Source organism: Dyella sp. ASV21 (assembly GCF_016428975.1).
Taxonomy (GTDB): domain Bacteria; phylum Pseudomonadota; class Gammaproteobacteria; order Xanthomonadales; family Rhodanobacteraceae; genus Dyella.
In genome coordinates, this window is record NZ_JAELTT010000378.1 from 1 (window position 1) to 310 (window position 310).

At 72.6% G+C, this 310-nt stretch carries 1 pseudogene; it reads right to left on the reverse strand.

The features are described 5' to 3' along the window. A pseudogene (locus tag JHD67_RS22795) lies at positions 1-131 on the reverse strand (DNA-binding response regulator); the annotation flags it as partial. Positions 132-310: the final 179 nt, after the last annotated feature.

Below are 310 nucleotides of genomic sequence, written 5' to 3' on the forward strand. Positions count from 1 at the left end.
ATGGCAGCTTTGGCGTCGCTGCGTATCTGGGCCAGGTCAAGATTCGACCTGACGCGCGCCACGAGCTCGCGCGCCGAGAAAGGTTTGGTCAGGTAGTCGTCCGCGCCAACATCCAGACCCTCAATCCTGTCTCTTATACACATCTGACGCTGCCGACGACAACGTTCGGGTGTAGATCTCGGGGGTCGCCGTATCATGAAAAAGGGGGGGGGGGGGGGGGGGGGGGGGGGGGGGGGGGGGGGGGGGGGGGGGGGGGGGGGGGGGGGGGGGGGGGGGGGGGGGGGGGGGGGGGGGGGGGGGGGGGGGGGGG